The organism is Rhodoferax bucti (genome assembly GCF_005876985.1).
Classification (GTDB): Bacteria; Pseudomonadota; Gammaproteobacteria; order Burkholderiales; family Burkholderiaceae_C; genus Allorhodoferax; species Allorhodoferax bucti.
Map to the genome: position 1 here is coordinate 169370 of NZ_VAHD01000003.1, position 25094 is coordinate 194463.

The 25094-nt window shown below is 60.2% G+C and carries 18 protein-coding genes; 9 read left to right on the forward strand and 9 right to left on the reverse strand.

Annotated elements, in window-relative coordinates; genetic code table 11:
- Positions 1-17: 17 nt before the first annotated feature.
- The 3 genes from FDM28_RS11860 to map are packed head-to-tail and all read right to left on the reverse strand — an operon-like array spanning position 18 to position 3685.
- Positions 18-263 carry a hypothetical protein gene (locus FDM28_RS11860; RefSeq protein ID WP_138515395.1) on the reverse strand — a complete coding sequence of 82 codons (246 nt, stop codon included), beginning with the start codon at positions 261-263 and terminating at the stop codon, positions 18-20.
- A gap of 5 nt (positions 264-268) precedes the next feature.
- Positions 269-2866 (reverse strand): [protein-PII] uridylyltransferase, encoded by a 2598-nt coding sequence (locus FDM28_RS11865; protein ID WP_138515396.1) that lies wholly within the window; start codon positions 2864-2866, stop codon positions 269-271.
- Positions 2867-2875: 9 nt separating this feature from the next.
- Positions 2876-3685 carry a type I methionyl aminopeptidase gene (map, locus tag FDM28_RS11870; protein WP_138515397.1) on the reverse strand — a complete coding sequence of 270 codons (810 nt, stop codon included), beginning with the start codon at positions 3683-3685 and terminating at the stop codon, positions 2876-2878.
- Between the two features lie 158 nt (positions 3686-3843).
- On the opposite strand from map, the gene purL reads away from it, so the two are divergent.
- From purL to FDM28_RS11900, 6 genes are all read left to right on the forward strand, one after another.
- Positions 3844-7869 (forward strand): phosphoribosylformylglycinamidine synthase, encoded by a 4026-nt coding sequence (gene purL, locus FDM28_RS11875; RefSeq protein WP_138515398.1) that lies wholly within the window; start codon positions 3844-3846, stop codon positions 7867-7869.
- A gap of 100 nt (positions 7870-7969) precedes the next feature.
- A complete protein-coding gene (locus FDM28_RS11880; protein WP_206021964.1) occupies positions 7970-12544 on the forward strand; it encodes an EAL domain-containing protein in 4575 nt (1524 codons plus the stop codon).
- An 18-nt stretch (positions 12545-12562) separates the two neighbouring features.
- Complete coding sequence (locus FDM28_RS11885; protein ID WP_138515399.1) at positions 12563-14062, forward strand: GAF domain-containing protein; 1500 nt, start codon at positions 12563-12565, stop codon at positions 14060-14062.
- The gene (locus FDM28_RS11890; protein WP_138515400.1) at positions 14059-14655 is read left to right on the forward strand and encodes a biliverdin-producing heme oxygenase; all 597 of its coding nucleotides are present in this window, start codon (positions 14059-14061) and stop codon (positions 14653-14655) included. Before FDM28_RS11885 ends, FDM28_RS11890 begins: the two co-directional genes overlap by 4 nt.
- Before the next feature lie 64 nt (positions 14656-14719).
- Positions 14720-15358 (forward strand): NAD(P)H-dependent oxidoreductase, encoded by a 639-nt coding sequence (locus tag FDM28_RS11895; protein WP_138515401.1) that lies wholly within the window; start codon positions 14720-14722, stop codon positions 15356-15358.
- 5 nt (positions 15359-15363) lie between these two features.
- On the forward strand, positions 15364-15591 hold the full coding sequence (locus tag FDM28_RS11900; RefSeq protein ID WP_138515402.1) for a hypothetical protein: 228 nt from the start codon (positions 15364-15366) through the stop codon (positions 15589-15591).
- A gap of 4 nt (positions 15592-15595) precedes the next feature.
- Here the strand turns inward: FDM28_RS11900 and FDM28_RS11905 are convergent, their stop codons facing one another.
- Entirely contained in the window at positions 15596-17614 is a 2019-nt protein-coding gene (locus FDM28_RS11905; protein WP_138515403.1) for a peptidase U32 family protein, read from the reverse strand.
- 61 nt (positions 17615-17675) lie between these two features.
- On the opposite strand from FDM28_RS11905, the gene FDM28_RS11910 reads away from it, so the two are divergent.
- Both FDM28_RS11910 and FDM28_RS11915 read left to right on the forward strand, forming a co-directional pair.
- Positions 17676-18866, forward strand: coding sequence for an MFS transporter (locus FDM28_RS11910; protein ID WP_170211736.1), 1191 nt, complete (start codon positions 17676-17678; stop codon positions 18864-18866).
- A gap of 6 nt (positions 18867-18872) precedes the next feature.
- Positions 18873-19619 (forward strand): acetyltransferase domain-containing protein, encoded by a 747-nt coding sequence (locus FDM28_RS11915; protein WP_138515405.1) that lies wholly within the window; start codon positions 18873-18875, stop codon positions 19617-19619.
- A gap of 66 nt (positions 19620-19685) precedes the next feature.
- Here FDM28_RS11915 and FDM28_RS11920 read toward each other — a convergent pair whose 3' ends face one another.
- From FDM28_RS11920 to FDM28_RS11940, 5 genes are read right to left on the reverse strand one after another with little or no spacing between them, the layout of a single operon-like run.
- Complete coding sequence (locus tag FDM28_RS11920) at positions 19686-20468, reverse strand: foldase protein PrsA (protein ID WP_138515406.1); 783 nt, start codon at positions 20466-20468, stop codon at positions 19686-19688.
- A gap of 21 nt (positions 20469-20489) precedes the next feature.
- Entirely contained in the window at positions 20490-20786 is a 297-nt protein-coding gene (locus tag FDM28_RS11925; protein WP_138515407.1) for a BolA family protein, read from the reverse strand.
- Positions 20783-21364, reverse strand: coding sequence for a septation protein A (locus FDM28_RS11930; RefSeq protein WP_138515408.1), 582 nt, complete (start codon positions 21362-21364; stop codon positions 20783-20785). The genes FDM28_RS11925 and FDM28_RS11930 overlap by 4 nt, the downstream gene beginning before the upstream one ends.
- Positions 21361-21768 carry a peptide-methionine (R)-S-oxide reductase MsrB gene (gene msrB, locus FDM28_RS11935; protein WP_138515409.1) on the reverse strand — a complete coding sequence of 136 codons (408 nt, stop codon included), beginning with the start codon at positions 21766-21768 and terminating at the stop codon, positions 21361-21363. The genes FDM28_RS11930 and msrB overlap by 4 nt, the downstream gene beginning before the upstream one ends.
- Positions 21769-21810: 42 nt before the next feature.
- Positions 21811-23295: a protein adenylyltransferase SelO gene (locus FDM28_RS11940; RefSeq protein ID WP_138515410.1), complete on the reverse strand. Its 1485-nt coding sequence runs from the start codon at positions 23293-23295 to the stop codon at positions 21811-21813.
- 140 nt (positions 23296-23435) lie between these two features.
- On the opposite strand from FDM28_RS11940, the gene FDM28_RS11945 reads away from it, so the two are divergent.
- A complete protein-coding gene (locus FDM28_RS11945; RefSeq protein WP_138515411.1) occupies positions 23436-25064 on the forward strand; it encodes a 3-(methylthio)propionyl-CoA ligase in 1629 nt (542 codons plus the stop codon).
- Positions 25065-25094: the final 30 nt, after the last annotated feature.

A 25094-nucleotide genomic window follows, 5' to 3' on the forward strand; every position in this document is an offset into this window, starting at 1 on the left:
CTTGGGGCAGGCAGCCCTCAGGTGATTTTGAACACGGTGAGGACGCGCTTGCCGCCTGCCTTGCGCTCGTACGCAGCCCATTGCTTGATGCCTTTGACCAGCACCTGGTTGCTCACGTCTTTCACAGGCTTTTTGGCGCTCAACTGCGCAGTCACCCAGTCTTGAATGTGGGGCAAGGTCTCAAACTGCTGGCCGGTGGGAATCAGCAGTTCTTTGCCGGCCACCATGCCGGCCGCAGTCACGGTAATTTCGGTAGCGGGCATGGCGGTCAGGACGCGAGGGCGTCCAATATTTCGGTTTCGATGTCGATTTGCGCCCGGTTGTGTTGCAATTGCGCCCCGTGGATCAGAAAGGTGTCTTCCACCCGCTCGCCCAAGGTGGCAACTTTGGCGAGTTGCACCACGATCTGGTGGCGCGCCAGCACCCGGGCGATGCTGTAGAGCAAGCCCAAACGGTCACTGGCCGAAATATTGAGCAACCAGCGCTGCGCTTTTTCATCGGGCTTGAGCGAAACACGCGGCGCAATCGGAAAGCTCTTCACCCGGCGCGACACCCGGCCCCGGCTCGGGGCGGGCAGCGGGCCTGCTTCGGCAATGGCTTGTGCCAGTCCGTTTTCCAGCAGGCTGGTGATTTCGCGGTAGTGCTCGTCCATGTCGGCCGTGGTGACCACCTGAAAGGTGTCCAGCGCATAGCCTTGCTTGGTGGTGTGGATGCGTGCGTCCAGAATGCTGAAGCCGCCCTGGTCAAAGTAGCCGCAGATGCGGGCAAACAGGTCCGGCTGGTCCTGGGTGTAGACCAGCACTTGCAAGCCTTCACCGACCGGGGAGCGCCGTGCCCGCACAATGGGTTGCTCGGTACCCACCAGGCGGGAGAGTTGCTTGGTGTGCCAGGCGATATCTCCGGCATCGTGGCGCATGAAGTAGCCCACATCCAGCGTGTCCCACAAAGGTTTGTGCGCCTCAAAGGGCAGGGCATAAAGTGCGATCATGACCAGCGCTTCGCGCTTGCGCAGTTCCACCTCCGCATCGGTATCCGGTGCGCGTCCGCCCAGCGCGCGTGCGGTGTACTTGTAAAGGTCTTCCAGCAGCTTGCCTTTCCAGGCATTCCACACCTTGGGGCTGGTTCCGCGGATGTCGGACACGGTGAGCAGGTAGAGCGCGGTGAGGTAACGCTCATTGCCCACACGCTGTGCGAATGCGCGGATCACATCGGGGTCGGACAAGTCAGACTTCTGTGCGATGCGGCTCATGGTCAGGTGTTCGCCCACCAGAAACTCAATCAGCTTGGTATCCTCCACCGGCACGCCGTGGTCTTTACAGAAGCGGCGTGCTTCCACAATGCCCAGTTCGGAGTGGTCTCCGCCCCGGCCTTTGGCGATGTCATGGAACAAGGCGGCGATGTACAAAATCCACGGCTTGTCCCAGCCGGAAGCGAGTTGTGAGCAAAACGGGTACTCGTGGGCGTGCTCCACCATGAAGAAGCGGCGCGCATTGCGCAGCACCATCAGGATGTGCTGGTCCACGGTGTACACATGGAACAGGTCGTGCTGCATCTGCCCCACGATTTTGCGGAACACCCACAAGTAGCGGCCCAGCACCGAGGTCTGGTTCATCAGCCGCATGGCGTGGGTGATGCCGTCGGGCGCCTGCATGATCTTCAGGAAGGTGGCGCGGTTGACCGGATCGCGCCGGTAGCTGGCATTCATCAGATCACGGGCGTTGTAAAGCGCGCGCAAGGTGCGGGCCGACAGGCCTTTGACGCCCACCGTGGTCTGGTAGACCAGAAAGGTTTCCAGAATCGCGTGCGGGTTGCGGCGGTACAGGTCGTCGCTCGCCACATCGATCATGCCGGCTTTGTCGTTGAAGTGGTCATTGATGCGCCGTGGCGCATGGGTGGAGGGGTTGAGCCGCTCCTCAATATTCATCAACAAAATCTGGTTGAGCTGCGTCACGGCCTTGGCTGCCCAGTAGTAGCGCTTCATGAGCGCTTCACTGGCCCGCACCAACTGCTTGCGGTCGCCTTCCGGCGCGCTGGCCGTGTAGCCGAAGGACTCGGCCACACTGGTTTGCAAGTCGAAAATCAGCCGGTCTTCACGCCGCTTGGCCACAAAGTGCAGTTTGGCGCGTATGAGCAGCAGCAGCGCTTCGTTGCGCTCAATTTGCTTCACTTCGAATTCCGTGGCCAAGCCTCCCCGGGCCAGATCCGCCCAGTTGTCGCCATAGCCGGCCGCCTTGGCGACCCACAAAATCACCTGCAAATCACGCAGCCCGCCGGGAGACTCTTTACAGTTGGGCTCCAGGGAGTAGGGTGTGTCTTCAAACTTGGTGTGGCGCTGGCGCAGCTCCAAGGTCTTGGCCACAAAAAAGGCTTTGGGGTCCAGTGCCCGGGTGAACGCAGCCTTGAACTCTTGCACCAGTGCGGCGTTGCCGGTGATGCGACGGCACTCCAGCAGCGCGGTTTGCACGGTGACGTCCTTGTCGGCTTCGGACAAGCAGTCCGACACCGTGCGCACGCTGGAGCCGATTTCCAGACCCACATCCCAGCAGTTACCGATAAACACTTCAATGCGCTTCTTCAGCACACTGTCGGTCTCTGCAGAGTAGCCATCCGGCAGCAAGACCAGCACATCCACATCCGAGTGCGGAAACAGCTCAGCGCGGCCATAGCCGCCCACAGCTAACAGCGCATGGGGCTCGCCCAAGCCTGCGCCCTCCCAGAGCTTGCGCAGTACGTCATCGGTGAGATCTGCCATTTGCAGCAGCACCTTGCGCACCAGCCGCGCAGTGGCTTTGGGGGAGGCGACGTGTTCCAGCAGCCGGGCTTTGCGTGCCCGGTAGTCGGTGCGCAGGGCTTGCAGCTCGGTCATGGGAGCCTGTCAGGCTGTCACAAAGTCGGGCGTTGCCGGGCTGCCGGCCGACAGGGTGAGCACCTCGTAGCCGGTGGGGGTGACCAGCACAGTGTGCTCCCACTGGGCGGACAAGGAGCGGTCCTTGGTGACGATGCTCCAGCCGTCTTTTTCCGGGCCGTCTTTGATGTCTTTGCCACCGGCATTGATCATGGGCTCGATGGTGAAGGTCATGCCTTCCTTGAGCTTTTCCAGCGTGCCGGGGCGGCCGTAGTGCAGCACCTGGGGCTCTTCGTGAAAGACCTGGCCGATGCCATGGCCGCAAAACTCGCGCACCACGCTGAAACCCTTGCCTTCGGCAAATTTCTGGATGGCGTGGCCAATATCCCCCAGATGGACACCGGGCTTGACCATCTGAATGCCCACCCACATGGCTTCATACGTGATGGAGCACAGGCGCTTGGCTGCGATGGAGCAGTCGCCCACCAAAAACATGCGGCTGGTATCGCCGTGCCAAGTGTCTTTGATGACAGTGACGTCGATGTTGACGATGTCGCCTTTCTTCAGCTGCTTGTCGTTGGGAATGCCATGACACACCTGCTGATTCACCGAGGTGCAGATGGACTTGGGGTAGGGCGTGTTACCGCCACCGGTGTAATTGAGAGGCGCAGGAATGGCGCCCTGCACCTGGGTGATGTAGTCGTGGGCCAGCTTGTCGAGCTCGTTGGTCGTCACGCCGGGTTTCACGAAAGGCGTGAGGTAGTCCAGTACTTCGGAGGCCAGTTTGCCCGCGATGCGCATGCCGGCAATGCCTTGGGCGTCTTTGTAAGTGATAGTCATGGGGCAGGATTATCCCATCCGTCAGCATCTGGCGGGCCCGTGGGGAAAAGCCGGCCGCGCTGGCGGGTAAAATCCGGAGCTTCCATGCGCGTCCCCAGTCAGCGGCCGTGTGTGGATCACCACTCCCCAACGCTCCAGTCCATTACAAGGCCACCACAGTGACCCTGCACATCACCTCTTTCGAGGGCGGTAACGCCCTGAGCAATTTCCGCGTTCAACAACTCCTGCCCGCCTTGCACGGCGTGAGCGACAAGATTTCCGGCATTGCTGCCCGTTTTGTGCACCTGGCCGCCACTGAAGCGCCGCTGGACAAGCCCCTGGCCGACAAGCTGGCCGCGCTGCTGACCTATGGCGACCCGTATGCAGGCCCGTCGGAAGGCCCGACGATTGTGGTGAGCCCCCGTTTTGGCACCGTGAGCCCCTGGGCGTCCAAAGCGACCGACATCGCCCACAACTGCGGCTTGGCCGTGAAGCGTGTAGAGCGTCTGGTGGAGTACCGCCTGACCTTGAAGAACGGCCTGCTGAGCAAGGGGGCCTTGACGCCCGAGCAACTGCAGGCTGTAGCAGGGCTGCTGCATGACCGCATGACCGAGAGCGCCATGTTGGACCGCGCCCAAGCGCAAGAGCTGTTCAATGCCCTGCAACCCGCGCCCATGGACCATGTGGACGTGTTGGGTGGCGGCAAAGATGCCTTGGTAAAAGCCAACACGCAATTCGGTCTCGCCCTGGCCGCTGATGAGATTGACTACCTGGTGAACGCCTTCACCGCGCTGGGCCGCAACCCCACCGACGTGGAGCTGATGATGTTCGCGCAGGCCAACAGCGAGCACTGCCGCCACAAAATCTTCAACGCCCAGTTCACCATCGACGGCGTGGCGCAGGACAAGAGCATGTTCGGCATGATCCGCAACACGCACCAGTTGCACCCGCAGTACATGCTGGTGGCTTACTCGGACAACGCCTCGGTGATGGAAGGCGTGCAGGTTGAGCGCTTTACAGCCAAATCGGCCACTGGCGCAGGTGCAGTGAGCGCGCCAAGCTACGAAAAGCATAGCAAGACCAACCATATCCTGATGAAGGTGGAAACCCACAACCACCCGACCGCGATCTCCCCATTCCCCGGAGCCTCTACGGGTGCCGGCGGCGAAATCCGTGACGAAGGTGCGACCGGCCGTGGCTCCAAGCCCAAGGCAGGCCTGACCGGCTTCACGGTCTCCAAGCTGTGGGGCAGCACGCTGGGCAAGCCTGAGCACATTGCCAGCCCTTTGCAAATCATGGTCGAAGGCCCGCTGGGGGGCGCAGCCTTCAACAACGAATTTGGCCGGCCCAACCTGTTGGGCTACTTCCGGGAATATGAGCAAACCGTGGCCAGCGATGTCGACACCGTGGCACGCGGCTACCACAAGCCCATCATGATCGCAGGTGGTCTGGGCATCATCGATGCGGACCAGACCCACAAGATTGAATTCCCCGCCGGCAGCCTGTTGATTCAGCTGGGCGGCCCGGGCATGCGCATCGGCATGGGCGGCAGTGCAGCCAGCTCCATGGCCACGGGTGCGAACGCTGCTGAGCTCGACTTTGACTCGGTGCAGCGTGGTAACCCCGAAATCGAACGCCGCGCCCAAGAGGTGATCAACCAGTGCTGGATGCAGGGCGAGCAGAACCCCATTTTGGCCATTCACGACGTGGGCGCCGGCGGCTTGTCCAACGCCTTCCCCGAGCTGACCAACGACGCAGGTCGCGGTGCACGCTTCGACCTGCGCGCAGTGAAGCTCGAAGAGTCCGGTATGGCACCCAAGGAGATCTGGTGCAACGAAAGCCAGGAGCGTTACGTCCTGGCCATCGCCCCTGAGTCGCTGGCCACGTTTGAAGCGCTGTGCGAACGCGAGCGTTGCCCGTTCGCGGTGATTGGTGTGGCCACTGAGGAGCGCCAGCTGCAATTGGTGGACGAGGGCGCTGAGTCCCCCGTAGATATGCCTATGAACGTGCTATTGGGCAAGCCGCCCAAGATGCACCGCGATGTGAAGACCGTGGCTCGCCAGTTCAAGCCGCTGGACCTGACCGGCGTGGATTTGCAAAAAGCCGTCATCGACGTGCTGGCGCACCCCACGGTGGCCTCCAAGCGCTTCCTGATCACCATCGGTGATCGCACCGTGGGCGGCCTGACCCACCGGGATCAGATGGTTGGCCCCTGGCAAGTGCCGGTGGCGGACTGTGCCGTGACGCTGGCCGACTTCAAGGGCTTTGCCGGCGAAGCCATGTCCATGGGCGAGCGCACGCCGCTGGCCGCGCTCAACGCGCCTGCGTCGGGCCGCATGGCCGTGGCAGAAGCCATTACCAACCTGCTGGCTGCGCCGATTGAGCTGCCGCGCGTCAAGCTGTCCGCCAACTGGATGGCGGCTTGCGGCGAAGCCGGTGAAGACGCGGCGCTGTACGCCACCGTGAAGGCGGTCGGCATGGAGCTGTGCCCGGCGCTCGGGATCTCCATCCCTGTGGGCAAGGACTCCTTGTCCATGCGCACCCAGTGGAAGGACGACGGCAAGGACAAGAAAGTCACATCCCCCGTCTCGCTGATCGTGAGCGGCTTCGCCACCTTGCAAGACGTGCGCGGCACGCTGACGCCCCAGCTCAACGCGACCGAGGACACCACATTGGTGTTGGTCGACCTGGGCAAGGGCCAGCACCGCATGGCCGCGAGCATCCTGGCGCAGACCCTGGACCAGGTTGGCGACAAGGTGCCGGATCTGGACGACGCCAAAGACCTGGTGAACCTGGTCAACGCGGTGAATGCACTGCGCGCCAAGGGTCAGGTGCTGGCTTACCACGACCGTGGCGATGGTGGTCTTCTGGCGACGGTGGCCGAAATGGCCTTTGCCGGCCGAGTGGGTGTGGCCCTGAACGTGGACATGCTAGTCACCGAGGGTGACGGCATTTCTGACAGCCGCATGGACGTGGGCGACAGCAAAAACTGGGCAGGGCAGGTAGGTGCCCGCCGTGAAGAAGCCACGCTCAAGGCTCTGTTCAGCGAAGAGCTGGGTGTGGTGCTGCAGGTGCGCACGGCCGAGCGCTCCGAAGTGATGGCTACGCTGCGCGAACACGGCCTGTCCAAGTTCAGCCACTTCATCGGCAAGACCCGTCCTGCCTCTGACGGCATCGATGCTGGCAAAGGCGAGCTGCAAATCTGGCGTGACGCGAAGAGCATCTTCAGCGCCAAATTGGCCGACTTGCACCAGGTGTGGGACGCCGTGAGCTGGAAAATTGCCCAGCAGCGCGACAACCCGGTGTGTGCCGATGCGGAACACGCAGCCGCTGGCGCGGAAAATGACCCCGGCATGCATGTTTACATGCCCAACAAGGCCCTGGCGCTCGTGGAATATGCGCAAGCAGCTATCAAAACAGGAGCGCCTGCCATCCTCACGAGCCGCCCCAAGGTGGCGGTGCTGCGCGAGCAGGGCGTCAATTCCCACGTGGAAATGGCCTATGCATTTACTGAAGCGGGCTTTGAGGCCTACGACGTGCACATGACCGATCTGCAAACCGGCCGCGCCAAACTGCAGGACTTTAAGGGCGTGGTCGCTTGCGGCGGCTTCAGCTATGGCGACACCTTGGGTGCCGGCATCGGCTGGGCGCGCAGCATCACGTTCAACGACGTGCTGTCTGAGCAGTTCAAGGCCTTCTTTGCCCGCCAGGACACTTTCGGCTTGGGCGTGTGCAACGGCTGCCAGATGTTTGCCGAGCTGGCCGACATCATCCCCGGCGCGCAAGACTGGCCACGCTTCACCACCAACCAGAGCGAGCGCTTTGAAGCGCGCCTCTCGCTGGTGGAAGTGCTGGAGTCCCCGTCTTTGTTCTTCACCGACTTGGCCGGTATGCGCCTGCCGATTGCGGTGGCACACGGCGAGGGCTACGCCAACTTCAAGTACCGTGGCAACGCCGATACGGCCATCGCCGCCATGCGCTATGTGGACAACACTGGTGCAGCGACCGAAGCGTATCCGTTCAACCCGAATGGCAGCGCCGGTGGCCTGACCGCGGTCACCACCGCAGACGGCCGCTTCACCGCCATGATGCCGCACCCCGAGCGTGTGTTCCGCAACGTGCAGATGAGCTGGACCAGCTTGGACAAGAGCGAATTCAGCCCGTGGATGCAGCTGTGGCGCAATGCGCGCAAGTGGGTGGGTTAACAACGCTGCCCCAGCGGGCGTTCGTTTGTAATTGCAGGGTCATGACTACGTCTCAGACATGACTTCAGTTTTCTAAAAACCCTTCAGTCCCGTAGGGAATTTGGGATACCATGCTCCAAATTTTCGGGAGGCGAGGGTGGATAAAACTGTAAGCTCCGGTGCCGGAGAAAAACAACGCCCAAGGCCTATTGTGGTGGGGATCGGGGCTTCTGCTGGAGGGCTGGAGGCGCTCACCGCCTTTGTTTCCGGTCTGACGCCCGCCCTGGGCTGCATCTATGTAGTGGCCCAGCATATGGCCCCCAGCCATCGCAGCTTGATGGCTGAGATTTTGGGCCGGGAAACCAGCCTCCCGGTCCGTGAAGCCCTCAACGGCGAAACTCCAGAACCTGATGTGGTTTACATCGTGCCGGCCGGCACCAACTTGGTTCTTGCCAAGGGCGTGTTCCGGCTCACCACGCCACCGCCTGAGGTGTCGCCAAAGCCGTCCATCAATCTACTTTTCCAGTCCCTCGCCAAGGAATACGATGAAATGGCGGTGGGCATTGTCCTGTCAGGTACTGGGGCCGATGGCAGCCGTGGCTTGCTGGCCATCAAGGCAGCGGGCGGACTCACGATGGTGCAGATTCCAGAATCCGCAAAGTACGATGGAATGCCGCGCTCCGCCATCGAGGCCGGAGTGGCAGACCGCGTGCTGGCCCCGGAACATATGGGCGCTGATCTGGAGCGTCTGGTGCGGTTCCCCGGAACTCTGGAAGCGGTAGAGGCGCCCGCCTACCCGCGAGCTGAGCTGGACACCTTGTTTGAGCGGGTGCGGGATCAAACCCGCATCGACTTTTCCAGCTACAAACTCTCCACGGTGCAGCGGCGCCTTCAGCGACGGGTTTTGGCCGTAGGGGTCAAGAATCTTCACGATTACTTGGCCTACACCGAAAAACAGCCGGAAGAGCTCGACACCCTGGCCAAAGACACCCTGATCTCGGTGACCGAGTTTTTCCGTGACCGGGATGCTTTTGCGGCACTAGAGCGCTCCGGGGCTGAATTGGTGGCACGCAAAGGGCAGGGCGATGAACTGCGGATCTGGGTCATCGGCTGCGCTACCGGGGAAGAGGCTTACTCGGTAGGTATGGTCTTTTTGGAGTTGTTGCGGCAACACTCGACCAACACCCGTCTCCAAATTTTCGCCACGGATATTGACAATGACGCGCTCACGGTAGCCCGCCGGGGGCATTACAGCCTTGCGGCCATGGCGGAGATGCCCCGCGCGTATCTCGATCGTTACTACCAACCCTCCGGAGAGGGCTATGAGCCGGTCAAGGCATTGCGGGACTGTGTCACTTTTGCGCGCCAGGACATTACGGTGGACCCACCCTTCCTGCGCCTTGACTTGGTGACCTGCCGTAATGTGTTGATCTATTTCAACAACGAGTTGCAGGCCAAAGTTTTGTCTGTCATCCGTTATTCGCTCAACGATGATGGGCTGCTGTTTCTCGGGCGATCTGAAACGGTTTTGCAACAGGAGGCACTGTTCGCCGTGGCAGACCGGAGAGCAAGGATCTACCGTAGCAGGGCTGCCAGCCGACCTGTCACCATGGGTGCGCTGAGCCGGGGCTCATTCAAGTCAGGGGTGATGGTGGCCCGCAAACCCCCGCGAACCCATGAGCAAGTATTCGCGCAAGCACTCGCAGCGCACGTGGGGCCCGCAATGCTGCTGGACTCGGGTTTGCGAATTCTCCACAGCCAAGGGCCTGTGGGAACCCTGCTGGTGTTCCCCACAGGAACACCCGAGATGAATCTCGCGCAGCTCATCGTGCCTGAGTTGTCGGGTGAGCTCATATCGACCATGCAAAGAGCCCACAAAACGGGTACTCTGGCCTATAGCCGGCGAAGGCGTATTGCCGCTTGCGGCGGGGAGACCTGGCGACTCGGCTTGCGGCCTGTGTCGCTGGCCAGTGAGTCCCAGTTGTTTCTGGTGGTGTTCGAGGAAGGAAAGGGGCTCGATGGAGCCCAGCGTGGCAAAAGCTCCGCAGACAGGGGTGCTGTCAGCGATGACACCCGCCTCGAGCTCGATAGCGCGCGTGAGCAATTGCAGACTCTGATGGAGGAGATGGCCGCCTCCAACGAGGAAATGCAAGCCCTCAACGAAGAGGTACAAGCAGCCAATGAGGAACTACAGGCCTCCAACGAAGAGTTGGAAGCTGCAAACGAGGAGCTGCAGGCTACGAATGAAGAGCTGATCAGCGTCAATGAAGAGAGCCAGATCAAATCGGCGGCACTTGCGTCGGTCAATAGCGAGTTTGAAAGCATGTACAACACCCTGGACTTTCCGGTCCTGGTGTTTGACACATTGCTCTGTTTGCGGCGGATCAACGGCACTGCCATCCGGACCTACTCGCTACCGGCTACCAATGTCGGTCAACACATCAGCCGCTTGAAACTGCCGGATTATCTGAACGATATCGGATCGACCCTACAAGGTAGTTGCGCTAGCACCCAGAAGGCCCTGCTCGAGCGACAGCACGGCGACAAAACCTATCAGCTGCAGATCAATCCGGTGCTCAATATGACAGCATCGGTGCAAGGCGTGGTGCTGGTGGTGCTCGACAACACCGAGCTCGTGTCTGCGCAGCAACGTATCCGTGAGAGCCAGGAGCAGCTGGCGTCCATCATGGCGCATTCGGTGTCGGCTGTATCTGTCAAAGACTCTGCAGGCTGCTATGAATTCGTGAACGCGCGGTTTGAGGAGTTGATGGGCTTATTGGCAGCAGACGTGCTCGGCAAAACCGACCAGCAAATTTTTCCTGCGCCGCTTGCCACCCGCTTGCGTGGCCATGACCTTGACACCATGCGCCAAGGCGCTGCCACTGAAACTGTGGAGCACTTGCAGCGCCACGACGGTGATCTGTGGCTCAGCAGTGTCCGCTTTCCGATCCGCGACCATGCAGGGGTTGTGCGCTCTATCTGTACCGAAAGCAATGACATTACGGTGCGCCGCAAGGCCGAAGAGCAGTTACGCCTGGCGGCCAAAGTGTTCGACCATGCGGGTGAAGCCATCGCGATTTTGGACCCCCGAGGTCACCTACTGAACGTCAACAGGACATTTACAAAAATTACCGGCTTTGTTCAAGATGAAGTCATCGGGCGCGATGTATTCACCCACCTGGGTGAACTGCAGACGCCTGATTTGGTAGACGGTGTTCGCCGCCAACTGGCCGAAAACGGAGTCTGGCAGGGCGAGGTACTGAATCGCCGCAAGAATGGCGAGATCTTCCCGCAGTGGCTCACGGTCAATGCGGTGATGGATGACGATGGCGCGCTCCAGAGCTATGTGCAGATGTTCAGTGACATCACCGCCATGAAGCACTCCCAACAGCGCATCGAATTCATTGCCAGCCATGATGAGTTGACAGGCCTACCCAACCGCGGCTTGCTGACCGACAGGCTGCGCCATGCATTGGCGCAGGGGAAACGGCGTCAACAACGGGTCGCTGTGCTTTTTATTGACTTGGACAACTTCAAAAACGTCAACGACACCTTGGGCCATGACGTCGGCGACATGCTGCTGGTACAAGCAGCCCAGCGCTTGGGCAGCTGTGTGCGGGACTCGGACACGCTGGCCCGGCTCGGCGGGGATGAATTTGTGGCGGTCTTGTCGGAAGTCGACTTGAATGAAGTCAACACGATTGCTGGGCGCATCGTGGACTTTATGTCGGCGTCTTTTCCGGTCCAGGGAAACAATCTATTTGTCTCTGCCAGCATAGGCATCAGCGTCTACCCGGACGATGGGGACGACAGCATTACGTTGCTGAAAAATGCGGATACCGCCATGTACAGGGCCAAGGAACGCGGGCGTAACCAGTACCAGTATTTCGCTCACGAGATGAAGGTCAACGCCTTGCAACGGATGACCCTGGAAACAGGCCTGCGGGTGGCGCTTCAGCAGTCAACCCTCAAACTGGTGTACCAACCCAAGGTCTCACTCGCCGGCATCGAAGTAGTGGGTGGCGAGGCACTTTTGCGTTGGTCAGACGAGGTGCTTGGCGACATTTCACCAGCCAAATTCATTCCTGTTGCCGAGGCGAGCGGGCTCATCAATGAACTGGGGTTTTATGTCATCGACCGGGTCCTCAGTGACATCGCCTATTGGCGCCGTCAGGGTCTGGAGGTTCCGAGAATTGCAATTAACGTGTCAGCGCACCAATTGAAAGAGCCCTCTTTTGTCGAGAGATTCAGCGCCAAACTCAGTGCGGCCGGGGTACCCCCGTCGCAAATCATCGTTGAGCTCACCGAGAGCGTCTTGATGGAGCGCTTGGATGCGCTGATGGAGCGCCTCTTTCAATTGACCCGGCTGGGTGTTGATTTGAGTGTGGACGATTTTGGAACCGGGTATTCCTCACTGGCTTATTTGCGCAAATTCCCGATTCATGAGCTCAAGGTGGACCGCAGTTTTGTTGACGGCATTGCCACTGAGCCGGATGACCGCAGCATTGCAAAGATGATCATCAACATGGCACAGACCTTGGGTTTGCGTGTTGTGGCAGAGGGTGTGGAAACAGCCCAACAGCTCGAGGTTTTGCGCGCTGAGGGTTGCGAGATCGGGCAGGGCTATTTCTTCCACAAACCCATGGCACCGGAATCGTTTGCGCAGCTTTTAAAGCCCGCCTCATCGGAAGCTTGATGACTCTTTACCGTCTGCATGTTTGATACGTCTATCAACCACTCGCAAGTAACGCTTGCGTCCTGCGAATCTGAAAAGTTGCACCTATCCGGGCGGATCCAGGGGCATGGCGCGCTCATCGTCGTGAGCGATTCCGAGCGCTTGATTACCCATGCCAGTGCCAATTGCGAAAGTGTCATTGGGTGTCCGGTGTCCCTTTTACTAGGAACTTCGCTGGCCTCTCAGGCGTTTTACACGCCCGATTTTGAAGAGGCTTTTGCATTGCCCCGCAATGAGCAGATGTTCATTGCCAATGTGGTGACCTCCCATGGCGCACACCTCGATGTCACCTTCATCCGAAATGCAGGTTCCGTGCTGATTGAGTGGGAGCCTGCCCATACTTCATTACTGCCGATTGCCATTCACCAAATGCATCGGACCATGGTGCGTGCGCCATCGCACAAGGACGACATCAACGTCTATCACAACACCCTGATCGGGCATATCCGCCAGATTACGGGAATGGATCGGGTCATGGTCTACCGTTTCCGGGAAGACTGGGCGGGTGAGGTCGTGGCCGAAAGCTTTGCCGGTGATCGTGGCAGCTACATGGACCTGCGTTTTCCGGCTACGGACATTCCGGAAATAGCCCGCAAGTTGTATGTCCAAAATCCGTATCGAATGATTCCGGATATCGCCGCACCGGTTTTTCCAGTCTTGTCGACTGGCGGTGAACCTCCCGACCTGACCTGGTCTGACCTTCGCAGTGTGTCGCCCATGCATTTGGAGTACATGCGCAACATGGGTGTCAAAGCCTCGTTTTCCTTACCTATTGTGATCACCGGCAAGCTGTGGGGCTTGGTGGCCTGCCACCACTACGACGGCCCCAATCTTTTGGGCCAAGACCAGCGGCAGGCCTGTGTGACCCTGGTGACTGCCTATTCCTTGGGTTTGGCCAATTACCTTGCAAGCGCGCACTTGCAAGCGCTCGACAGCATGGATCGCCGTATCCAAGTCTCGATTCAGCCCTTGGTCGGTGTGAGCAATCCGCTGGACAGCTTGGCGGCATCGGGGATGGCGCTTGCCGGCCTTGTCAATGCCGAGGGCTTTGCCATGGCCATCGACGAAGAGGCCGCCATCAGCGGCAGAGGACCGGATTTGGCCGGTCTGGCTGTGATTGACGATTGGTTTCTGAATCACCATGACGACGCATCAGCAACGCTGGAGCGGATGAATGATGTGTTTACCGGGTATCCCGAGGTGGGCTCCTCCAGCTGCGGAGTGTTGGCCGTAAAAATATGGACGGCTGGCCGGGGTTGGCTTCGCTTTTATTGGTTCCGGCAAGCGGAAATACAACACATCACCTGGGCAGGCAACCCGGACAAGCCACAGGCTGAAAATGCTGCGGCTACCCACTTGTCTCCGCGGCGTTCTTTTGAGAAGTGGGTGGAGACCCGCACCGGATACTGCCGTGAGTGGACGGCTGATGAGAAGCTGATAGCGGCAAAGATCCGAAGCACCGTCGGACGCATGCTGTGAGCGCTTTGCATGCCTCACTTCGTTTGGCAACACGCGAGCCGCATCGCCGACTCGACAGCCATGTGCTGATGATGGCCCTCATGCAACCGGGCCTGACAGCCCATGTTTATGCTGCCGCTTTGCATGGGTTGGGGACCGCATTGGCCGACTGCGAATCGGCCATTGAAGCTGCCCACCCTAGGTTCATCACCACCCGCCACCAACTGCCATTGCCAATGGAGCGGCGCTTACCTTTACTGAACAAGGATCTCGAGGAACTCGGAGCAGCACCCTGTGGCGACAGCCCGCTGACCCTGAAGTTGTGCTCTGCCGCCGAACTTGTCGGGGCGATGTACGTAGTGGAGGGGTCCCGGCTAGGGGGGCAGTTACTGACGCGCCAACTGCGGGCCAATGGTGGAGAGCAGTGGCCATGCCGGTTTTTTGAGGCGGGTGGAACTGCAAGTGTCCAACGTTGGAAGCAATACATGCAATGGGCCGAGGGCATCCTGGGTCAGGACGACATCCCGGCGGCCTGCGCCACTGCCATACGGGTATTTGATTTGTTCGCCCATCGCCTGGACCAAGCTGCAGAAAATTTACCGGCAAGGGCTTGAAATTGCGGCTTTCCGTACCAGCTACCCGATCACTTTCACCATTTTTTGACCTCACCATACCTTTATGACCGACCTCATCAGCACACTCCAGTGGCGCTACGCCGCCAAGAAATTCAACCCCACCAAAGCAGTCCCCCAGGACAAGCTGGACCGCATCTTGGAGGCCGTGCGCCTGACCGCCACCTCCAGCGGCTTGCAGCCGTATGAGCTGATCGTGGTGAGCAACAAAGAGTTGCGCGAAAAAATCGTGCCCGTGGCTTGGAACCAAGCGCAGATCACAGATGGCTCGCACCTGTTGGTATTTGCCGCCTGGGACAACTACACCGCGGAGCGCATCAATGCGTCTTTCGACTTGGTCAACACCGAGCGCGGATTCGTGAACGAAGGTTGGGAAAACTACCGCAAGATGATTCTGGGCGCTTACGTGCCCCGCGAGGCCGAAGTGAACTACCAGCACGCTGCCCGCCAGGCCTATATTGGCGTGGGCACCGCCCTGATTGCGGCTGCTGAAGAGAAAGTCGACGCCACCCCCATGGAAGGTTTTGATCCCAATGCTGTGGACGAAATCCTGGGCCTGGACAAGCGCGGCTTGCGCAGCGTGGTGATCATGCCTTTGGGCTACCGCGCCGACGAAGGCGACTGGTTGGTGAACCTGAAAAAGGTGCGCCGCAGCCGTGAAAACTTTGTCACTGAGCTGAAGTGAAGTACTTGCGCCGTTTACTGCAACCCCGCCAGCCCGCCTTTTGGCTCATGCTGGTGTTGAATGCTTTGTCAACGGCGCTCGTCTGGATCGTTCAAAACCACCATCTGCGGGCTTGGGTGGCCTCGATCATTGTCGTGTTTGCCATTGGCAATATGGTGTTGGGGTTGAAATTCCTGCGCCAGCTGCTGCAAACGCAGGCACCTGAAGAGCGCCCGCCCCAGCGCCCCCACTAAGCGATCAGTGCCCGAACTCTTGTTTCGGGCGGGTTTTGTGGAAAGTCATCGGCACGCCCTGTGCGGCCTCCAGCAGCTCCAGGCGGCTTTGGTTGGCAACACCCGTTTTCATCTTGCCCACCACATGCATTTCGCAGGGTTTGCAGTCAAACCGCAGGGTGAGCTTCTCTTTGCCATTGATCAGTTGCAAGGGCTCGGCTTTGACCTGCCCCTGCACGCCCGTCACGCCCTTGGCCTGCTTAGGGCAGAGGCTTAGAGAGAAGCGCACGCAATGCTTGGTGATCATCAGGCTCACTTCGCCCAGCTCTTCCACCGCCTCATAGGCCGGGGCAATCACTTTTACGCCGTGCTTCGCATAGAAGCCATGCGCCGCCTGGTTGAACACATTGGCCAGATAGCTCAAGGTGTCCTCGGGGTAGGCCACGGGCGGCTCCACCGCCACGCCGGGTGCCAGACGCACAAAACCATCGGCTCGGGCGCGCTCCAGCGCTTCCACGGCTTCACGCCGTAGGGGGTTGAGCACCGAGGCGGGCACAAACCACGGCTGGCTGAACTGCACCTGCACATCCAATGTGGCAAAGATGGTGGTGCCCATCTTGCTGACGTTCTCTTTCAGCGTATCCAGCGCAGTAGTCGCATCCTTGGCCAGCTCACGGGGCAGGGTGGTGCGCGCGGTGGCCACAAAGCCGTCTTCGTCGGTCAGGGTCAAGGCAATACCGTCGGTGGTTTCGGCCAGCACTGCCCAGACGCCGATGCGGCGGTCGCTGCTCTTTTTGTCGAGCACGCGGGTCCAGTTGACATCGCGGTTGCGGTTCACCTCCACGCCTTTGCGCAAGTCTTTGAAGCCTGGCATCGGGTCTTTGGGGAACACGCGCCACAGGCCTTTGGGCGCGTTGATGGCCTCGGCGCGGTTGATGGCCAGGCCCACCAGTTCTTTCTGCAGGTCGTAGTAGCACAGGCCATCGCCATTGCTGAGCGCCTTGCTGCGGTCGGTCAACTCCAGCTCCACGCTGTCGGCATTGACCTTGGTGACGTAACCGATAGGCTGGCCCGGATTTTTGGGAGTGTCGAAGGCGCCAATGTCGATCTGCCGACCCTGCACAAAATAGTCGGTGAACTCGCGGTTGAAGTTCTGGTTGGGGTCGGGCTCGAAAGTAAAGGTCGTGCTGCCGCTGCTACTACGTGCCAAGGGTTGGTCGGAATACTGGCGGTCCTCGATCAGCCGGTCCAGCAGCTTGCGGTAGTGGGCGGTGATGTTTTTCACATAGCCCATGTCCTTGTAGCGGCCCTCGATCTTGAAGCTGCGGATGCCTGCGTCCACCAAAGCGGCCAGGTTTTCGCTCTGGTTGTTGTCCTTCATGGACAGCACATGCTTGTCGTGGGCCACAAAGCGCCCCTTGTCGTCCACCACCTGGTAGGGCAGGCGGCAGGCCTGGCTACATTCGCCCCGGTTGGCGCTGCGCCCGGTGTGGGCCGCGCTGATATAGCACTGGCCGCTGTAGGCCACGCATAGGGCGCCGTGGATGAAGAACTCCAGCGTGCATTTCTCAGGATCGGTCGCGGCGCGGATGGCCGCTATCTGCTTGGTGGTCAGTTCGCGCGCCAGCACGATTTGACTTAGCCCCACGTCTTGCAGGAAGCGCGCTTTCTCCGGCGTGCGGATATCGGTCTGGGTGCTGGCATGCAATTGCAGCGGTGGCATGTCGAGGGTCAACAGGCCCATGTCCTGCACGATCAGTGCATCCACCCCGGCTTCATACAGTTGCCATGCCTGCTTGCGCGCAGGCTCCAGTTCGTCATCCCGCAGGATGGTGTTCATGGTGACGAAAATGCGGCTGTTGAAACGGTGGGCATGCGCCGCCAGCCGGGCGATATCGGCCACACTGTTGTCGGCGCTGGAACGGGCACCAAAGCCCGGTCCGCCGATGTACACCGCGTCAGCACCGTGGTTGACGGCTTCAATGCCGATGTCGGCCGTGCGGGCCGGGGCCAGCAGTTCGAGTTGAAAATCTTGCAGGGACATGGGGCAGGATTATCCCGCAGGCCGTCTTTTCCCTACGGGCTGGCTACACTCTGCGCCTCCCATGCACACTTCCCACCCCACCCACTGGTCCCGCGTATTCCTCTTGTGGGGTTGCGGCATTCTGGCCGCGATGCAATTCGCCAAGATTTCGCTGACGTTTTCCATTCTGCAGGCGCAGTTTGGAGTGAGTCCTGCCCAGATGGGCTGGGTGCTGTCCATGGTCGGGGTGGTGGGCTTGAGCCTGGGGGTCAGCATGGGCTTGCTGGCTCCGCGGGTCGGGTACCGGCGCCTGCTGACCGGGGGCTTGGTGCTCGGGGCCGTGTTGGCCGGCGTGCAGACACTCGATTTGCCCTTTGGCTGGTTTTTTGCCACCCGCGTGCTGGAGGGAGCCTCGCACCTTTCGGTAGTGGTGGCCGCCCCCACGCTCATGGCAGGGGCGGCTGGCCCGGCACACCGCTCCGTGGCCATGGGGCTGTGGAGCACGTTTGTAGGGACCGCTTTTGCTCTGTGCGCTGCTTTCGGGCAGGCCTTTTTGATGCATTTCAGCGTGTACCACCTGTTTGCCCTGCATGCGGCTTTGCTGCTGCTGGCAGCCGTGTGCGTGTGGTGCATGGTGCCTGCGGACCCGGCACGGGTGCCGGAGGCCGCACGGGGCAGCCTGCTGGCCCGCCATGTACGCATCTATACCCACTGGGCCACTGCCATGCCGGGCTTGTGCTTTTTTTGCTATACCGGCCTCGCCGTGGCCTTGCTTACCTTTCTGCCGCGCGGCTTGCCGGAGAGCCAACATGGGGTTGCCGCCGTGCTGCCTTTTGTAGGCATGGCGGGCACCTTCGGCGCCGGCTGGCTGACCCGCAGGCGCCACCCCATGCAGCTGTTACAGTGGATTTATCCCGCCATGGGTCTGTCGGGTATGGCGTGCGCCTTTGCTGCTTACAGCGAATGGGGTTACACCGCCGCTGCCTTGCTGCTGATGGGCATTTCCGGCCTTGCGGGAGGCACAGCGTTCGCACTGATACCGGCCCTGAACAAAGATGCCGCCCAGCAGGCCCGGGCCAACGGCGCGGTCGCTCAGATGGGCAACCTGGGTGCCACCTTGGGGCCGCCTACCTTTGCGCTGGCTTTGAGCCACCAACCCGCCTGGGGCTTGGCCATGCCGGTTGTTGTGCTGGCCGCGCTGGGGTGGTTCATTTTGCGATGGGGCCAGCGGCACCAAGCACTCGCCGCAGAAGCGCTTACCGCCAAGTCGTAAGCACCTATGCACGCCCGACGCTTGGACAATCTTGATGCCCTCCGTGGCTTGGCCATGGTGTGGATGACGGTGTTCCACTTCTGCTTCGACCTGAACAACGCCCGCATTCTCCAGCAGGATTTTCATCACAACCCGGTGTGGACCTGGCAGCGCACCTTCATCCTCAGTCTGTTTCTGGTGTGTGCAGGGGTAGGGCAGGCCCTCGCACGGCGCCAAGGCCAAAGCTGGCGTCAGTTTGGCAAGCGGTGGGGGCAGATTGCGGCGGCCGCCGGGCTGGTGTCGCTGGGGTCATGGCTCATGTTTCCCCACAGCTATATCTATTTCGGGGTGCTGCACGGCATGGCTGTGATGCTGCTGATCGTTCGCTTGCTGATGCCGTGGGGGCAGTGGTATGCCGCACTTGGTATGGCGATTATTGCTATCCATTTGATCGCTGGTCGCGCATTGTCTGCGTGGGCTAGCAGCGTATCCGGCATTGATTTTGATGCGCCTGCCTTGCATTGGGTCGGGCTGATCACCCGTTTGCCTATCACCGAAGACTATGTGCCCCTGTTCCCTTGGCTGGGGGTCATGTTGCTGGGCGCGGCGGCCATGCAAAAGTACCTGGCGCATGCAGTGCCGCCCACTGGGGAGCGCGGCCAAGGATGGCTGCATCGCAAACTGACGCAGCTGGGGCGCTACAGCTTGAGCTACTACCTGCTGCACCAGCCGCTGATGTTGGGCTTGTTGTGGTTGGCAGGCATACGCGCCTGAACAAGCACGTGGGGACAACAAAAAAGCGGCCGAAGCCGCTTTTTTGTTTGAAAGGCCTGGAATGGCTTATTCGACCTTGGCCTTGGCGCGCAGGTCTTCCTGGAACTTGGCAATCTTTTGCTGTTGCAGTTGCTGTGCAATCTGGGGCTTTACATCTTCATACTTGGGCAACTGGGCTTCGCGCACGTCTTCCAAGCGGATGATGTGGTAGCCGAATTGGGTTTTGACCGGGGTGTCGGTCAACTTGCCTTTGCTCAGCGCGGTCAGCGCGTCAGAGAACTCTTTCACGTAGCTGCTGGCATTGGCCCAATCCAGGTCACCACCGTTGGCGCCGGAGCCGGGGTCTTTGGAGTTTTTCTTGGCCAGGTCTTCAAACTTGGCGCCTTTTTTGAGCTGGGCAATCAGGGCCTTGGCTTGCTCTTCTTTTTCCACCAGGATGTGGCGGGCGCGGTATTCCTTGCCGGCGTTTGCCGCGGCAAACTTGTCGTACTCGGCCTTGGTTTCTTCGTCAGTCACCGGGTTCTTCTTTTGGAAGTCGGCAAACAACTCACGGATCAGGATGGACTGACGGGTCAGTTCCAGCTGGTTTTTGTAGTCTTCCGTGGCATCCAGACCTTGGGCTTGGGCGGCTTGCACAAAAATTTCGCGGGCGATGATTTCTTCGCGCAACTGGCCTTGCATTTCAGGTGTCACAGGGCGGCCGGAACGGGCCACTTGTTGGGCGAGGGCATCCATGCGCGAGGAAGGAACGGCCTTGCCGTTCACGATGGCGATGTTTTGTGCCATCGCGCTGGAGGCGACCACCATCAGGCTGGCTGCAGCCAAGGCGGACAAAATGTGCTTCTTCATACCGTTTCCTTCAGGAATGCTTTAAATCTGAGAGTTGCCAGAGGGCGAGGCTTCGGCCTCAATGGCCAAGGCGTGCAGGCCCTGATCAATGAAATCTTGCAGCGAATCATACACAAGGCGATGCCTTGCTACCCGGCTCAAACCGGTAAATAAAGGTGAAGCAATCTTCACCCGGAAATGCGTGCCCACACCGCTGGGGTCTGCCCCCGCGTGACCCGCATGCTGGTAGCTTTCGTCAATCACTTGCAGCGCAACGGGTTGCAATTTTTCACGCAAGCGGTGGTCGAGCGCAGCGGCGGTAGGAAGGTGTGCGCTCATGGGGCAGGGGGCTCATCGGTGGAGGCGTCGGCCTTCAGGTACGGCGAAATGTAGAGCCCTTGGCCGATCAAGAAAGCCAGCGGGAACACATAGCCCCAAAGCTTGAAATTGGCCCACGCGTCTTCGCTGAAATACGCGGCGACATAGCCGTTGCTGATCGCCATGAAAGCGGTGTAAACAATCCAGGCGATGTTGAGCTTGTGCCACACCGCATCCGGCAGCTCCAGCTGGCTGCCCAGCATGGACTTCAAGAAGTTGTGCTTCATGCCCCACACGGCCACGGCCAGTGCGATAGCCATACCCGCGTACAACACGGTGGGTTTCCACATGATGAAGCGCTTGTCGTGCAATACCAAAGTGATGGTGCCGAACACCAGAATCATGCCCAAGGTGATCTTGTGCATGGTGGTGAGCTTTTTGTCGATCCAGTAAATGATGGCCATCTGTCCCACCGTGGCGGCCATCAGCACCGGGGTGGCAAAGTAAATGGCTTCGTCTTTGCTGATACCAAACCAGTCGTGCAGCTTGTAGGCTGCGAAAAACAGCAGGATGGGGATGAAGTCGAGTAAGGTTTTCATTTGGGCGTGAAGTGTAGCGAGGCCGAGTTCATGCAATAGCGCAGGCCGGTGTCGGTCGGGCCATCGGGGAACACATGGCCCAGGTGCGCGCCACATTGGCTGCACACCGTTTCTACCCGCACCATGCCGTGGCTGCGGTCGGTGATTTCGGTGATGGCGCCGGGGATCGCTAGCGAAAAGCTGGGCCAGCCGCAGTGGGCGTCGAACTTGGTGTCCGAGTCAAACAGCTTGGCGCTGCAGCACATGCAGTGGTAGCTGCCGTCGGCCCAGTGGGTCTCGTACTTGCCGGTAAAGGGGCGCTCGGTGGCAGCCTGGCGCGTCACTTGGTAAGCCACGGCCTCGGCACCTTTTTCGGCCAACAAGGCTTTCCATTCGGCGTCGGTTTTCTGGATGGGGAATGTCATGGGAACTCCTGAAATGCGTGGATGCACAGCAGCCCTGAAAGTTCAGGAGCTGCAGCTGATGGAGATGTGCGAAGCCCAGTCCGGCGGAAAACCGGCCCAAGCGTCAAACTCCGGGTGTTCGTCGTACGGCGTCTCCAGAACTTTCAGCAAATTAGCGACCATGCTGAAATCTTTTTGCCGCGCGGCTTGAATGGCCTGCTCGCCCAAGTGGTTGCGCAACACATACTTCGGGTTGGTTTTGAGCATCAAATCAGCTGCTAGCGCCCGTGGAATATGCGCAAGCAGCTCCGAATATGATAGCAACCAGGCGTCAAAGCCGGCTCTATCCAGAAAGAGGTCGCGCACCGAATCAGCAGCCGAGACTTCGTCCCGCACCCAGTGGCTTAGGCGGCGCCAGAAGATGGTGAAGTCCACTTTGTCGGCGGCCAGCAGTTTCAAAATGCCTTCGATGACCGGCTTGTGCGCCTCTTGCACATCACTGAACCCCAACTTGGCGGCCATGCGGCGGACGAACGCGCGGGGGAAGATGTCTTTGAAGGTTTCCAGTGCCGCAATCGCGTGCTCTTGCTCGGCAATCAAAGGCATCATGGCCTGGCCCAGGCAAAACAGGTTCCAGTACGCCACATTCGGTTGTTTGTAGAAGGCGTAGCGGCCGCCCGTGTCGGAGTGGTTGCAGATATGACCGGGGTCGTAGGCATCCATGAACTGGAAAGGCCCGTAATCGATGGTCAGTCCGAGGATGCTCATGTTGTCGGTATTCATCACCCCATGGCAAAAGCCCACCGCCTGCCAGTGCGCCACCATCTCTGCGGTGCGCTCGGTCACGACGGCCAAGAGCGATACGTAAGGGTTGCCATTCCAGCGCACATCGCTGCGGCAGTCGGGGTAGTGGTGGTCGATGACAAAGTCGGCCAGCGTCTTCAACTCATCTGGCAGGCCGTGGTGGCAAAAATGCTCGAAGTGCCCGAAACGGATGAAGCTGGGGGCCAAGCGCGTTACCACGGCGGCCGTCTCCATCTCTTCCCGGCGTACCAAGGCATCGGAGCCGGTGACGCACAGGGCGCGCGAGGTGGGCACGCCTAGGCCATGCATGGCCTCGCTGGCCAGAAATTCGCGGATGCTGCTGCGCAGCACGGCGCGGCCATCGCCCATGCGGGAAAAAGGTGTGAGCCCGGCGCCTTTGAGCTGCACCTCCAGGCCATGCAGCTCTCCCAGCAGAATGGCCCGGCCATCGCCCAGCTGCCCGGCCCATTGGCCGAACTGGTGGCCGCTGTACACGCTGGCCAGGGGCGCACTTCCGGCCAGCAAGCGGTTGCCCGTGAGGGCTTGCAAGACATCGGGGTGGTTTAAATAGGCCGTATCCAGCCCGGCCCAGCGCGCCGCAGAGGCGCTGGTGCCGACCCAATAGGGCGCAGGCAGGGGAGTGGGGTGGAGCGGCGCATAGAAGGCATCGCCCAAACCGGCAAAGCGGTTGTTCCAGGGGAGATCAAGGTCCAGCGCTTCGGGCGCGGGTGGCAGATGAGACATGTGAGGATTGTCCCGCATACGACTAATTCAAGCCCTTTGCGGGGCTTTGGCCGCAGTACTATGTGTGTCGCCGAGGTGGCAACCATCCGGTGGATGGCGTTGGTGTGTTTCCCATAAAACTTAGAGATAGAGGTGACTTGATGTTAGGTCTGATGCAAAGCCAGCAGTTGCTGATTTCCACCTTGATTGACTTTGCCGAACGCCACCACGGCGAAGGCGAAATCGTGTCCCGCCGGGTGGAGGGCGATATCCACCGCACCACCTACCGCGAAGTAGCCGCCCGGTCCCGCAAAGTGGCCCACGCCCTGGACAGCCTGGACCTCGCGTTCAGCGACCGGGTTGCCACCCTGGCCTGGAACGGTTACCGCCACCTGGAGTTGTATTTCGGTGTGAGCGGCTCCGGCCGCGTGTTGCACACCCTGAACCCGCGCCTGCACCCCGACCAGATTGTGTGGATTGCCAACCACGCCGAAGACCAGGTGCTGTGCTTCGACATGAGCTTCCTGCCCATCGTGCAAGCGGTGCACAGCCGCTGCACCACCGTCAAACACTGGATTGCGCTGTGCGACGCCGACAAATTGCCCGCCGACACCGGCATTCCCGGCTTGCAAAGCTACGAGGCCTGGATCGCCCCGCACTCCACCAGCTACCACTGGCCGGACTTTGACGAGAACTCGGCCTCCAGCATGTGCTACACCAGTGGCACCACCGGCAACCCGAAGGCCGCGCTGTACAGCCACCGCTCCACCATCCTGCATGCGTTCTCCGGCGCGCTGCCCGATGCGCTCAACATGAGTGCCCGCGACGCAGTGCTGCCTGTGGTGCCCATGTTCCACGTCAATGCCTGGGGTCTGCCGTATTCCGCGGCCATGACGGGCGCCAAACTGGTATTCCCTGGCCCGGCCATGGACGGCAAATCGATTTTTGAACTCATCGAGTCTGAAAAGGTGAGCTTTGCCGCCGGCGTGCCCACCGTGTGGCAGATGATGCTGAGCCACATGCAGACCGGAGGGCTGCGTTTCTCCACCCTCAAGCGCACCGTGATTGGGGGCTCGGCCTGCCCGCCGGCCATGATCACTGCGTTCAACGACGTCTATGGCGTAGAAGTGCTGCACGCCTGGGGCATGACCGAAATGTCGCCCTTGGGCACCGTGTGCACGCTCAAAAACAAGCACCTCACGCTCGACCCCGCTGACAAGATGAAAGTGCGCCTCAAGCAAGGCCGCGGCATCTACGGCGTGGACATGAAGATTGTGGATGGCGAAGGCGCCGAGCTGCCGTGGGACGGCAAGGCCTATGGCGATTTGTTGGTCAAAGGCCCCTGGGTCATCAGCGAGTACTACAAGGGCGAGGGCCATTCGCCCCTGATCGATGGCTGGTTCCCCACGGGCGATGTGGCCACCATCGACCCCGATGGCTTCATGCAAATCACCGACCGCAGCAAGGACGTCATCAAGTCCGGTGGCGAGTGGATCAGCTCGATTGATGTGGAAAACATCGCCATGGCACACCCCGCAGTGGCCATGGCTGCCTGCATCGGCATGAAGCACCCCAAGTGGGACGAGCGCCCCATCATTGCCGTGGTCAAAAAGCCGGGCTTTGATGTCACCCGCGAAGAGTTGCTGGCTTTTTATGACGGCAAAACCGCCAAATGGCAGGTGCCGGACGATGTGGTGTTTGTCGATGCCATTCCCTTGGGCGGTACCGGGAAGATGCAAAAAACCAAGCTGCGCGACCTGCTGCAGGACTACCGTTTGCCCAATACCTGACGCGGGAATATCTAGGGAAAACCCTTTGTC

Bases quoted from the DNA above. Each gene is read 5' to 3' on its own strand.
- FDM28_RS11860 (WP_138515395.1), bottom strand. From the start codon at position 263: ATGCCCGCTACCGAAATTACCGTGACTGCGGCCGGCATGGTGGCCGGC.
- FDM28_RS11865 (WP_138515396.1), bottom strand. From the start codon at position 2,866: ATGACCGAGCTGCAAGCCCTGCGCACCGACTACCGGGCACGCAAAGCC.
- map (WP_138515397.1), bottom strand. From the start codon at position 3,685: ATGACTATCACTTACAAAGACGCCCAAGGCATTGCCGGCATGCGCATC.
- FDM28_RS11885 (WP_138515399.1), top strand. From the start codon at position 12,563: ATGTTTGATACGTCTATCAACCACTCGCAAGTAACGCTTGCGTCCTGC.
- FDM28_RS11895 (WP_138515401.1), top strand. From the start codon at position 14,720: ATGACCGACCTCATCAGCACACTCCAGTGGCGCTACGCCGCCAAGAAA.
- FDM28_RS11905 (WP_138515403.1), bottom strand. From the start codon at position 17,614: ATGTCCCTGCAAGATTTTCAACTCGAACTGCTGGCCCCGGCCCGCACG.
- FDM28_RS11910 (WP_170211736.1), top strand. From the start codon at position 17,676: ATGCACACTTCCCACCCCACCCACTGGTCCCGCGTATTCCTCTTGTGG.
- FDM28_RS11915 (WP_138515405.1), top strand. From the start codon at position 18,873: ATGCACGCCCGACGCTTGGACAATCTTGATGCCCTCCGTGGCTTGGCC.
- FDM28_RS11920 (WP_138515406.1), bottom strand. From the start codon at position 20,468: ATGAAGAAGCACATTTTGTCCGCCTTGGCTGCAGCCAGCCTGATGGTG.
- FDM28_RS11925 (WP_138515407.1), bottom strand. From the start codon at position 20,786: ATGAGCGCACACCTTCCTACCGCCGCTGCGCTCGACCACCGCTTGCGT.
- FDM28_RS11930 (WP_138515408.1), bottom strand. From the start codon at position 21,364: ATGAAAACCTTACTCGACTTCATCCCCATCCTGCTGTTTTTCGCAGCC.
- msrB (WP_138515409.1), bottom strand. From the start codon at position 21,768: ATGACATTCCCCATCCAGAAAACCGACGCCGAATGGAAAGCCTTGTTG.
- FDM28_RS11940 (WP_138515410.1), bottom strand. From the start codon at position 23,295: ATGTCTCATCTGCCACCCGCGCCCGAAGCGCTGGACCTTGATCTCCCC.
- FDM28_RS11945 (WP_138515411.1), top strand. From the start codon at position 23,436: ATGTTAGGTCTGATGCAAAGCCAGCAGTTGCTGATTTCCACCTTGATT.